Raw genomic sequence first — 9,560 nt, 5'->3', positions numbered from 1 at the left:
CGGCATCGTACACGGGATACCTTTGTGTAAAATTTTTTCAATGAAGAGAAGGATTTACATCTTCATATAGCCGATTTTGGAGAAACCATTGAAGAAAATTGATCTTCACTTGCACACAATACCTACGGTCAGTGATGCGGATTTTACATTTTCGTTAGACAAGTTTATCGAGTACGTTAACTCTGCTGAACTTGATGCGGTCGCGATAACAAATCACGATATTTTCGATCTTGGACAATTCCATAAGATCGAAGCCGCTTTAGACTGTATCGTTTTCCCCGGCATTGAAATTAACCTAGACAATGGTCACATCTTAGTTATTTCCGAAAATAGAAATTTAGAAGAGTTTCAAATTAAAACAAATCTGGTTTCGGACAAGATCAAGGAAATTGGAGATTCAATAAGTGCAGGTGAACTAATCCAAATATTTGGCGATCTAAATAACTATTTGCTTATCCTCATTACCAGAAAAAGCCCGCTGTCTCGAAAGGCAACATTCAAGAACTAAATGCATTCATCTCTGCGGGCGAGGTTGACAGCCCCAAAAAATTTATCCGTATGGCGAGAGATGAAGCTGAGTTAACGCCAGTTCTATTTAGTGATTTAAGGATCAAGGAAGGCTTGCGTATTTTCCCGCCTAGGCAGACTTATATTGATTGTGGGGAGCTGACCTTAAATGCCATAAAGCACAGCCTTAGGGATAGGAAAAAGGTTGCTCTATCGAAATCAGACGGGAATTCACTTTTTAACATTTTTGATGATGGCCAGCAGTTGTCTACTGGTTTGAATATTATTTTAGGCGCAAGATCGTCCGGTAAAACTGTAACCTTAAATCGAATAAATGAAGAGTGTGAAAATGTTAAATACATTCCCCAGTTTTCTCTAGTGCAGAGAGATGATGCCGCTAATGAGAGAGAGTTTAATGAAGGTGTAGCTCGCAAAAAAAGCAACTTTGCAGATAAACATTTGAGCCCTTTTAAGGCTGTTTTAGATGATGTTATAAACATTGATCTTGCAGCAAATCGGCGAAAAGTAGGTGATTATCTTGACAGCCTATTGAAGTTAGCAGAGGAAGCCGGTAAACGTGATGCTTTCTCAAAAGTGTCACTGTTTAACGAAACGTTATTTGATACAAACGAGGAAAAGGGGCTTAGTGACCTTGTTGGTGCTGTACGTCTATTGATCGAAAATATTGAACATAGGGAAATAATTGATAGGCATATCAACACTTCCTCTTTGAAAGCACTGGCATGTGAATTGATTAGACTTTTTTGGGCTAAGAACCTAGAGCGGAAGAAAAAGAGTGCTGTAAATGATGTTGTTCGAGACGTTAAAAGCAAACTTCATCTGCGCTCATCTTCCACTCAAGTTAAAGATGTTGATCTATACAAGGTCATGATTGAGCATCAAAAAGTGCAGCGGTTTAATCAAATTGCAAAACGGTTACAGACAGAAAAGGTTATACATGAAGAAAACATACAGGGATTTAAAGTGGTCTGTAAGCAACGCGCTTTTATAGGACCAGGTGAGATTAAAGGTGTTAGTGGTAGGAAAGTCGCTTTTGCCGATGCGTATAAAGAGTACTCTTCTCCATACCAATACCTAGTGGTATTGAGGGATAACGAATCTCTAACGCCCTCCGAGTTTTATAAGTATTTTGCGTGCATTGAATACGAGATACTAAACCGAGACGGCTTTAAGGTTTCTGGCGGTGAAAGATCAGAATTTAGATTACTTCAAGAAATAAAAGACGCTCAAAATTATGACTACTTATTGATCGATGAGCCAGAGTCTTCTTTTGATAACCTATTCCTGAAAGGAGAAGTTAATCAGATATTGAAAGAGCTTTCTAGAACCATGCCTGTAGTAGTTGTTACGCACAACAGTACTGTCGGTGCTTCAATAAGTGCAGATTATATTGTTTACACATCTAAGGAAGTTGAAGGACGTGAGATTGTGTATCGAAGGTATTCGGGCCATCCATCGGATAAAGAACTTCACTCAGTTGATGGCAAAAAGATTTGTAATTTCAAGGTGACACTAGACTCACTGGAAGCTGGTAAAGATGCATATATTGAAAGGAAGAACGGTTATGAAAGCATTAAAGATTGATAATAGCCAAGGTTATTATTTAACAGAAGAAAGTGGCTATGAACCAATAGATAAACTGGATAAAAACGTTCTACTGAGATTGGTTAACCTGGCTCTCGAAGATGGCTTTGAAATCGATGCGTATGACGAAAATCAACTTAGGAATCAAGCCCATCAAATTATTTATAAAAGTATTAGTGAAAAGCTTTGTGATTTGCACCAGAGACGGCAGCAATTTCGTGACGAGTCGGAAAACATGTACTTAGAAGAGTATGAGAAGTATACAGCTTGATGTTAGCGGTTGAAATTGAATTGATAACTATCAATTAAGACTGGCCGAGATATAGTTATGAGAGTCGGCTTGTCGCCGTATAACAAAGCACTGCTGTCGGACAAATTTTCCGCTGCGCTCCAAATTTGCCGCAGAGCGCGGCGTTGATATGATTCCCATTGTCAAATAGATAAAAGTGTCCTTACCGGAGACCCAAAAATCTCCGGTAAGGACACTCTGACAGTCGGACTTTGGCGAGTAAGTGTCGGCGGTTGACCTTGCACTCTTTTGAATAGAACCGCGCGAGTTTGGTTATTCGCATTACTTGTGTTCGCCGCAGGAGCCTTGCTGATTTTTAATGAGTTTATCAAATAAACGCAGGTTGGTTGGGATTGTGCCATGGTAATGCACAGTCTCAGCAGACTTATCAGAAACCCAGGCCACGTCAGTGGTCTCCTTGTGTACGTCCAACCCGATAAAAAGTGTGTTAGCTTTAGCCATATCGGTCTCCTATGATTGTTTGCCTATTGGATCAACAAACAGTGTGGCTCTGATTTAACTAATCCACGGGAAACACGGAGGCCTAAACTTGCACAAGGAATCATTATGTCTAGGTGAACTATGACATTCCCGCGCCTCAAGGGGATAGAAGCGAGACAAGAAGGCAATATGCCGGAACTTCTCACGGTCAATTATGACCTGTGGACGCTACGCCTCACTCTTGCGTTCCAGCCCAATGAGATTGTATATGTTGATTTTGAAGCGGTGGAAGGCTTTCGCGTACTCGATGAAGGTCAATTGCTGGAGTTCTGGGGCGATGATTCCAAGGATCACTGGGTATTCGAAGTCTTGAACAATGGTTGGCTAGCTGCAGAAGCCGCTCGCGAAACAGCGCCGTCCATCGCGGAAAACAGTCAACTAAAGGAGTATCTTGTAGCCGGAATCAATGATTGTGTCAGTATTCTGGATTACGCGTCCCCCCGGGTCACCTTCAAGTCTGGGTGCACCTAACAATTCACTGTTGTCGGACAATTTTTCCGCCGCTTCGCGGCCGCAAAGTTCCGCGTTATGTCTAGGGAGTAGCAAGTGGAAATCGACGAGATCTCTAAATTTATAGCACCATTGACTGTGGGATTTATCGCCGCGTATTTGGGATCTTTATTGGCACTAAGAAAATTTAAAAGAGAAAAAATCTGGGATGAACGGCGATCAATCTACAAAGAAGTGATTGAGTCATTTGAAGAAATAATATTTTGGTGTGAATATGTAAGAGCATCCCATTGCGGTGAACCAGTCATTGAAGGGGACGTAGATTTTGATTCATCCCTACGTAAGATTGCAAGACATAGTGTTTCTGGCGGGTTGTTCTCATCATCCAAGTTTCAAGAAGTATTGAAGCAAGCTCATGCCGAACTTTACCAAGTAAGGTTCCAAATCAATGAAGAAAGTCTGCCAGATTTAGATACAGATCGTGGCCGAAAGGAATGGTTGTTTATTCTATCCAAAGAAATCAGAAGCGTTTCAAAAAAGTATTTAGATCAGCTAATTAATTTGGCAAAAGATGAATTACCAAATTTGACATAACAAGCTATTTTATAATGGGCGGCTTGATATTTTATTAAGGATAGACCAGTGAAAAATTATAATGATGAGTATTACATTGCTTTTCGTCCTAGTGGAGATAACCAGATTTATATTAAGCCAGACTTAAACACTGCAAAAAGACAATATCATTTCAAGCAGCTGTTTTATGGAGAAAAGCCTTTGTTCTTTTTGAACGGTTTTAAGGGTGAAGACAAAAATAGATGGCCACTAACGGACTTGTTTGTTGATTCTGCTGGTTTGTTGATTAATAAGGAAGTTAAGCTGAAAATGGATAATTATGATATTGATGGGATGCAAATTTATCCTTCAATATATATTGATGATAATAACGTGTGGCATGAGAACTATTGGTATTTGGGTTTTTATAAAGAGCTTGACTGTCTTGATCGTGATAATTCTTCCATTGAAATTTTCGATTTTGATGATGATGACGATGAACTCTTAGAAGTTAAGAAGTTTTCTCTAGACAGCCGTGTTTTGGAAAAAATAGCAGAAAACGAACGATTGATATTCAAAATCGCTAATTGTTCTAAAAGTTATCTATTTTTCCATCAGAAGGTAGTTGATTTTATCGTTCAGAGAAAATTATCCGGTGTTCGTTTTATTAAAGTTGTAGATTTTTTTGAAAAGCAACAGTACTAAGCTATATGCATTTGAAGCAATACGGACACTATTAGTACCCAAGTCACATCAGTGGTCACCTTGTGTACATCCAACCCGATAAAAAAGTGTGCTAGTTTTAGGCATGTCGACCTCTGGTGATTGTTTACCTATCGGATCAACAAACAGTTTGGCTCTGGTTTAACTAATCCACTACAGCGGCCAACACTTGCACAGGGAATCATTATGTCTAGACATAGGTTTTTAGCATGGAAGTAAAACTAGGGATTGGATTAGGTGATATTCGATTTGGCTTAGACCAAATCTACCTGACAAAGCAACTAGGGGAACCCAGTAAAATTAATACTGATAATGATGGATTTCCTCTTCTTCAATACAATAAGCTAATGTGTACTTTTTGGATTGACGAGGCGGATAGACTTCACTGGATTCAATGTTCAAACCCTGCGTTATCTATTCAAGGGATTAACATCATAGGTCTAGACGTAGACGAAGCAATTTCTAAACTCAAAATAATATTTGGAACCAAGTACGAATTTGAAGATTATGGCTCAATGGAAAGCTATTACTTTCAAGAGCATGAGTTTGAAGTTCAAACTGAATATGGTGTTGTTACTACTGTTTGTTTTGGTAATTTCTAGAAAATTTTGGACTGGCCCCCAAATATGCCTCCACTCTTAACTGAGCAAAGACTTTAGCACCCAGACTCCTAAAAGACTGGTGTTTCCACGAAGAGAAAATCAGTCATTCGCCTCTTTATGAGGCCATTCGGCTATAGACGTGAGTGCAAGAATTATGGCTCTCTTGGATTTAATAGCAACGCATCAAAATCATACGGACGTTATGTGGAATTAAGAATCATGGATCAGGATTTCGATATAGAGATAGTGGCAGTACTGGGGCTGGAATGCTTGAAAAAGCACCTCAGTAAGTGTCCTATAGAATTAGAGCTTGTAGAGACTCTCTCAAACACATTTGTACTAAAGCAAAACAAAGTATCTGAAATTGCAGGTTTTACGTTTGAATCTCAAGAAAATGATGTATACACATTTTCAATGTTTATATCTCATAAATCCCCGATCCCGGCCAGAAAAGTCGTTTCACAATTTTCAGAGTTTTTAAGAGCTGCCAAATTACCCCATAAAATAACCAATCTACAGTATGAATTTGATTTTATGAAGAATGGGTAAATTATAATTGGCCGCCAAAAGCATAAAATGCAAAGGCAGCATCGGACTTTGGCGAGCCAGGTCGACGGTTGACCTTGCAACTATTTCGAAGAGAGCGGCGTGAGGTTTAACCACATGACCATGTTTTCCGGGACCTGCCTCATAAGCGGGCTTGTCAGAAAGCCAGGCCATATCAGTGGTCTCCTTGTGTACATCCAACCCGATAAAAAGTGTGTTTACTTTAGACATGTCGGCCCTCTGTAATTGTTTGCCAGGTCTTTCAATAAAGGCAACAAACAGTGGCTCTTGTTTAACTATATTTAACTAATCCACGCAAAAACGTGGAGGCCTACAACGGCATAGAGAATCATTGTGTCTAAATACCTAAAGTAGTCAGTTATGGAATTCAAAGAAGAATTAAAGTCAAAGTCACCACCTAGAATTAAGAAAGCTGCCCAAAAGATAGCCAAGAGTAAATTTGGCGGTTATGAACAACTACTGCTGGATGCTTTAAAGTGTTTGGTCGAGAGGCCAAATTCCTGGCAAGCACAATCTGAAGTGATAAGAGCTCTTGGCTTCGTTGGTTCTAGTTTATCTCTTGAATACCTAAGAGAACTTGAAAGCAAGAGTCATGATGCAACAGTTCTTTACAAGGATATAGGTTTTGCAATTTGCATGATTAATGATGTGAGCAATGATTCATTCTTATACATTTTGAGCATTCTCGATACAGAGAATGACCTTTTGCTTTCAGGGGCATGCGCTGCAATTTTAACGTCGGGCAGGGTACCAGATGAAAAGACGATCAATATGCTATTAAGCTCCGTCATTAAAAGAGATTTGGATGAAGGTAAAGTAATAACACCTAGATGTTACATTGCTGCAGCTTGCTACAATTGGCCTCAAGCTTTAACTAAAAGTTTTCTTTTAGCATGTACTGAATCGAAATGGAGCGGACTCATAGAAATCGCAGAAAGCTCGCTAGCAGGTAAAAAGACAAAGTATGTACTTGTGTAAGTTGTACTAGCTCAGACCTGAGCTGACAGTTACCCGATTTTGGGGTGCCGTTGTCAGATTAGATTTGGGTTAAATTCTTTTCCGCCCTAATCCGTTTTCCATCAATTAATGTTGCCATCGGTGTGCGGCCGCAGCACATTTTGCCTTGATGGGTGCGTTCATTGTTATACAGCGCCAACCATTCGTCCAAGTCTTTTTGCAGTTCCTCCAGTGTGCCGTACAGCTTTTTGCGGAACGCGACCTGATAGAACGGTCTTGTGGACAAATAGCCTTTACATACAATCAACCACGCAACTTCGCGCAGTGGTGTGCCAATCAGCCTATGGACAATCTGGATTCGTGTGTGGAGTCGTTAGATAAGGCACTGGTACATATCAACAACACCAAACAACTGTTGCTTGCTGCACAGAGTGATGACTCAAAGATGTTGGAAGTAACGCGCATTGAGCTGGATCAAGGCTCGTACATAGACCTTCCAGGTACCTTATATATCAATGACTTCCTCATCCCCAATTTTTACTTCCACATGGTTACGGCCTACGATATTCTTCGCCATAAAGGTCTGGACATAAGCAAACCGGACTACATGCTGCATCTTGCATCCTTGGTGAAGCAGGCATGAAGCCCGATTGTTCATGTAAGCCAATACAACTTAATTAAGACATCAAAAGAAATGGATATGGAATACAGCAGAGAAAATATTGAGCAACTGCTAGAAGGAAAACTGCAGGAAGCGGTAGATAATTTTGGTAAAAAAGAGCTAAGAATCATTGATATAGGCGTATTTCCCTGGCACTCGGAGATTAGCGTATCCTTTCTCTTCAGCGAAGATTCGGCAGAGGAAGATGATATCGCAGCATGGCCCTATTTTGATTACTCCAAGATATTTGCAGGAGATTGGGAGCAAGCCAGAGAATTAGCCAAGAAAATGAATGAGATGTGGGCTATCAATAATGATCCAATCCCATTCTTCTTGGATTTCGGTTCTGCATTAACATCTGACCGAATATCGAGCGTTATAAAACGGTTTAATCTGGCACCGGACTTCAGGATACAAGTACTGAACCCTGATGATCCTAATAGTAAGAACTTCTGCACTTAGTGAGTCGCCGCAACCTTCTGCCAAAGCGGCAACTGCAAATTAGGCCTCTCTCTACAAACAGAGTGCCACGAGGACTTGTTCGCACCTTCCTTAGGTATACTGACCACTTGCGAATGTTTGCCAGTATTTTACGGTAAAACTCGGCAAGCATGAGACGGTCGATTAATCGAATACACTCGAAAACACTAGGCTTGATACCCACAGGGGATCATTAAGTCAGGACGGATAAATAAGTGAACGAAGCAGTAATACTGAAATTAAGGACACTCATGGCATGCATCAGGGAGAAGAGAACCGCTGATGCAATCGACTTTCTATCAATGAACACTGAGCTGGTTCAGTTACAAACGCCATTGGGCAGCTTTCTTCATATTGCCGCTGATAATGACAACTTGGAATTGTGCCAGGCTCTAGTCAAGCTGGGAGCCGATATAGATAGTAGAGACAATCTCAGTGGTAGCAGCCCAATCCATAGGGCTGCTTCGAATGGCAACGAAGATATTTTGAACTACTTCATCGGCCTTGGCGCAAGGCTCGATATTTCTGAGCCAGACCGTAATCCCCTTTTTACCGCAATTCATTATGGCCACTTCCATATTGTGAAGCGGTTGGTTGAGGCGGGCATAGATACCAGCATCCGTTATACCGGCCAGACGATGAAGGACATGGGAGCCCTCGAGTTTGCCCATGAATGGGGCCGCACTGAGATTGCAGATTACATCAAGCTCATCAGCTAACCTCCCCTCTTCTTCGTAGTCCAAGAAAGCCACAAAGCACAGCCGACTCGACTACACTCAAAGCTGAACTCAAAGCGGCTCAAGATCTGCTGGCCGGCGATCTTCACAGCCGAATTGTCAGCCCCTCAGTCTCAGGAGAACCTATCTATGAACTCCCCTTTTACTACCCATGGAGCCTTAAGTTGGCACGAACTGACCGCCAATGACTCTGAGTTGGCGATGCGGTTTTATGGTGAGATTTTTGGATGGAGCTTCAAGACGATGCAGTTGCCACAAGGCCCCTATCACATCATAGAAAATGACGGTATCAGCATAGGTGGCATCACAGACAGCCCGGCGCCGGCCATGCCAAGTAACTGGACTGGTTACATTACCGTTAAAGATGTCGACGCCGTCGCCATTAAGGCCAAAGCACTGGGGGGCGATGTACTCTACGGCCCTGAGGACATTCCCCAGGTCGGCCGCTTTTGTTGGATAAAAGACCCCTGCGGCGCTATTATCGCCGCCATCACCTACAGCAGCCCAACCAAAGGATAAGGGCGGGCAAAGGCAATAGTCTTGCCAGGATTCAGGTTTGCTGAGCTGATACTGAACATTCAAGGTCTTTACAACCTTGGTTATTGCCCTCTTGTGAATGCAATGTTCAGCGAAAATCACTCTTGATCATTGCAACATGAGTTAGGGAAGGTGCGAACAAGTCCCATGCGTGCTCTGCGTCGGCTTACAGGCCTGGATGCAAGGCGTGGTTCGCGGCAAATGGCCTTAGTCCTTTGCAAGAAGTACAACACAGCAGGCAGGTCTGTAAGCCACGCCCTTCGGGGCTCTCACAGCAACTGGCTCTCTGCGTTATCCGACTTTGACAGGCCCCGGCATGCCTTCAGTCAGATGCCTTGAATGCCAATTGCCGTGTAAGCCAGAGTGCCGCGAGGACTTATTCACACCTTCCT

At 41.9% G+C, this 9,560-nt stretch carries 14 protein-coding genes and 1 pseudogene; 13 read left to right on the top strand and 2 right to left on the bottom strand.

Annotated features, from left to right (window positions below):
- The first annotated feature begins 88 nt into the window (after window positions 1-88).
- The 3 genes from HCX89_RS22780 to HCX89_RS21625 are packed head-to-tail and all read left to right on the top strand — an operon-like array spanning window position 89 to window position 2,383.
- Window positions 89-508, top strand: a complete 420-nt coding sequence (locus tag HCX89_RS22780) for a PHP domain-containing protein (RefSeq protein WP_217351543.1) — start codon at window positions 89-91, stop codon at window positions 506-508.
- Between the two features lie 50 nt (window positions 509-558).
- The gene (locus HCX89_RS21630) at window positions 559-2,112 is read left to right on the top strand and encodes a histidinol phosphatase (RefSeq protein ID WP_217351542.1); all 1,554 of its coding nucleotides are present in this window, start codon (window positions 559-561) and stop codon (window positions 2,110-2,112) included.
- Window positions 2,093-2,383: a hypothetical protein gene (locus tag HCX89_RS21625; RefSeq protein WP_144437734.1), complete on the top strand. Its 291-nt coding sequence runs from the start codon at window positions 2,093-2,095 to the stop codon at window positions 2,381-2,383. Before HCX89_RS21630 ends, HCX89_RS21625 begins: the two co-directional genes overlap by 20 nt.
- 300 nt (window positions 2,384-2,683) lie before the next feature.
- Here the strand turns inward: HCX89_RS21625 and HCX89_RS21620 are convergent, their stop codons facing one another.
- Window positions 2,684-2,863: a hypothetical protein gene (locus tag HCX89_RS21620; RefSeq protein ID WP_025889396.1), complete on the bottom strand. Its 180-nt coding sequence runs from the start codon at window positions 2,861-2,863 to the stop codon at window positions 2,684-2,686.
- A 120-nt stretch (window positions 2,864-2,983) separates the two neighbouring features.
- On the opposite strand from HCX89_RS21620, the gene HCX89_RS21615 reads away from it, so the two are divergent.
- From HCX89_RS21615 to HCX89_RS21590, 6 genes are all read left to right on the top strand, one after another.
- A complete protein-coding gene (locus HCX89_RS21615; protein ID WP_025889398.1) occupies window positions 2,984-3,373 on the top strand; it encodes a hypothetical protein in 390 nt (129 codons plus the stop codon).
- Between the two features lie 75 nt (window positions 3,374-3,448).
- Entirely contained in the window at window positions 3,449-3,946 is a 498-nt protein-coding gene (locus tag HCX89_RS21610; RefSeq protein WP_115390243.1) for a hypothetical protein, read from the top strand.
- A gap of 48 nt (window positions 3,947-3,994) precedes the next feature.
- Complete coding sequence (locus tag HCX89_RS21605) at window positions 3,995-4,609, top strand: DUF1629 domain-containing protein (protein WP_167717451.1); 615 nt, start codon at window positions 3,995-3,997, stop codon at window positions 4,607-4,609.
- 227 nt (window positions 4,610-4,836) lie between these two features.
- Window positions 4,837-5,229: a hypothetical protein gene (locus HCX89_RS21600; protein WP_167717449.1), complete on the top strand. Its 393-nt coding sequence runs from the start codon at window positions 4,837-4,839 to the stop codon at window positions 5,227-5,229.
- 219 nt (window positions 5,230-5,448) lie between these two features.
- Window positions 5,449-5,778 carry a hypothetical protein gene (locus tag HCX89_RS21595; protein ID WP_167717447.1) on the top strand — a complete coding sequence of 110 codons (330 nt, stop codon included), beginning with the start codon at window positions 5,449-5,451 and terminating at the stop codon, window positions 5,776-5,778.
- 378 nt (window positions 5,779-6,156) lie between these two features.
- Window positions 6,157-6,774: a hypothetical protein gene (locus HCX89_RS21590; RefSeq protein ID WP_144221414.1), complete on the top strand. Its 618-nt coding sequence runs from the start codon at window positions 6,157-6,159 to the stop codon at window positions 6,772-6,774.
- A gap of 58 nt (window positions 6,775-6,832) precedes the next feature.
- Here the strand turns inward: HCX89_RS21590 and HCX89_RS21585 are convergent.
- Window positions 6,833-7,024, bottom strand: a pseudogene (locus HCX89_RS21585) (IS3 family transposase); the annotation flags it as partial.
- Window positions 7,025-7,096: 72 nt separating this feature from the next.
- Here HCX89_RS21585 and HCX89_RS21580 point away from each other — a divergent pair.
- The 4 genes from HCX89_RS21580 to HCX89_RS21565 all read left to right on the top strand — a co-directional run bounded on the left by HCX89_RS21580 (window position 7,097) and on the right by HCX89_RS21565 (window position 9,150).
- A complete protein-coding gene (locus HCX89_RS21580) occupies window positions 7,097-7,396 on the top strand; it encodes a DUF1993 family protein (protein WP_145839949.1) in 300 nt (99 codons plus the stop codon).
- 57 nt (window positions 7,397-7,453) lie between these two features.
- Window positions 7,454-7,876 (top strand): hypothetical protein, encoded by a 423-nt coding sequence (locus HCX89_RS21575; RefSeq protein ID WP_025011435.1) that lies wholly within the window; start codon window positions 7,454-7,456, stop codon window positions 7,874-7,876.
- 233 nt (window positions 7,877-8,109) lie between these two features.
- Entirely contained in the window at window positions 8,110-8,613 is a 504-nt protein-coding gene (locus HCX89_RS21570; protein WP_141250899.1) for an ankyrin repeat domain-containing protein, read from the top strand.
- Window positions 8,614-8,760: 147 nt separating this feature from the next.
- The gene (locus HCX89_RS21565) at window positions 8,761-9,150 is read left to right on the top strand and encodes a VOC family protein (RefSeq protein WP_025889404.1); all 390 of its coding nucleotides are present in this window, start codon (window positions 8,761-8,763) and stop codon (window positions 9,148-9,150) included.
- Window positions 9,151-9,560 lie beyond the last annotated feature (410 nt).

It is taken from the genome of Shewanella sp. Iso12 (assembly GCF_012030025.1).
Taxonomy (GTDB): Bacteria; Pseudomonadota; Gammaproteobacteria; order Enterobacterales; family Shewanellaceae; genus Shewanella; species Shewanella algae.
This window is presented reverse-complemented; position numbering and strand designations above follow the sequence as displayed.

Excerpts from the sequence above, each read along its gene's own strand:
- HCX89_RS21630 (WP_217351542.1), top strand. The coding sequence starts at position 559 with ATGGCGAGAGATGAAGCTGAGTTAACGCCAGTTCTATTTAGTGATTTA.
- HCX89_RS21625 (WP_144437734.1), top strand. The coding sequence starts at position 2,093 with ATGAAAGCATTAAAGATTGATAATAGCCAAGGTTATTATTTAACAGAA.
- HCX89_RS21620 (WP_025889396.1), bottom strand. The coding sequence starts at position 2,863 with ATGGCTAAAGCTAACACACTTTTTATCGGGTTGGACGTACACAAGGAG.
- HCX89_RS21615 (WP_025889398.1), top strand. The coding sequence starts at position 2,984 with ATGACATTCCCGCGCCTCAAGGGGATAGAAGCGAGACAAGAAGGCAAT.
- HCX89_RS21600 (WP_167717449.1), top strand. The coding sequence starts at position 4,837 with ATGGAAGTAAAACTAGGGATTGGATTAGGTGATATTCGATTTGGCTTA.
- HCX89_RS21595 (WP_167717447.1), top strand. The coding sequence starts at position 5,449 with ATGGATCAGGATTTCGATATAGAGATAGTGGCAGTACTGGGGCTGGAA.
- HCX89_RS21590 (WP_144221414.1), top strand. The coding sequence starts at position 6,157 with ATGGAATTCAAAGAAGAATTAAAGTCAAAGTCACCACCTAGAATTAAG.
- HCX89_RS21580 (WP_145839949.1), top strand. The coding sequence starts at position 7,097 with ATGGACAATCTGGATTCGTGTGTGGAGTCGTTAGATAAGGCACTGGTA.
- HCX89_RS21575 (WP_025011435.1), top strand. The coding sequence starts at position 7,454 with ATGGAATACAGCAGAGAAAATATTGAGCAACTGCTAGAAGGAAAACTG.
- HCX89_RS21565 (WP_025889404.1), top strand. The coding sequence starts at position 8,761 with ATGAACTCCCCTTTTACTACCCATGGAGCCTTAAGTTGGCACGAACTG.